General features: G+C 74.4%; 2 pseudogenes. One reads left to right on the top strand and one right to left on the bottom strand.

From position 1 onward, the window contains the following. A pseudogene (locus FV228_RS31910) lies at positions 1–224 on the top strand (threonine-phosphate decarboxylase); the annotation flags it as partial. On the opposite strand, the pseudogene FV228_RS31905 reads toward FV228_RS31910, so the two are convergent. After that, a pseudogene (locus FV228_RS31905) lies at positions 217–649 on the bottom strand (MFS transporter); the annotation flags it as partial. The pseudogenes FV228_RS31910 and FV228_RS31905 overlap by 8 nt on opposite strands.

The following is a 649-nucleotide window of genomic DNA, read 5'->3' as shown; positions in this document are numbered from 1 at the left end:
ATGTCGAGGTGCTCGACCGGCTGATCGCCCGCGGCGGCGGCACCGTCATCGGCGGCACCAGCCTGTTCCGCACCGCCGATTTCCCCGACGGACCGGGCCTGTACCGGCGGCTCGCGGAAGCCGGGATCGCCGTGCGGCGCTTCCCCAAGCGGCCCGAGCGCCTGCGCTTCGGCCTGCCGGCCGGGAAGGCGGCGTGGTGCCGCCTGTCGCGGGTGCTCAAATAGGCGCCGCCGGCCCATGCCGGTCGCGGGCCGCCACCAGCACGGCCAGCGCCGAGAAGACCAGGCCCACCGCGCAGACGCCCGGCCAGCCGACCATCAGGAACGCCTGCGAGCCCGCGAAGGCGCCGAGCGCCCCGAACACGAACAGGGTCGTGAACAGCACGGTGTTGATGCGGCCCCGGGCCCCCGGCACCAGGGCGTAGGCCCGGGTCTGGTTGGCGATGAGCGCGCCGTTCATGCCGATGTCGATCAACAGGACGCCGAGCCCGACGGCGACGAGAGACCACGTGCCCCCGGCCCAGAGCACCAGGAACGACAGGGCGACCATCAGGCTGCCGCCCAGCACCACGGGCCGGGCGCCGCTCCGGTCGGTGAAGCGGCCCGACACGGGGGCGACGAACGCGCCGCAGACCCCGATCACCCCGAAC

The organism is Methylobacterium sp. WL18 (genome assembly GCF_008040015.1).
GTDB classification, from domain to species: Bacteria; Pseudomonadota; Alphaproteobacteria; order Rhizobiales; family Beijerinckiaceae; genus Methylobacterium; species Methylobacterium mesophilicum.
This window is presented reverse-complemented; position numbering and strand designations above follow the sequence as displayed.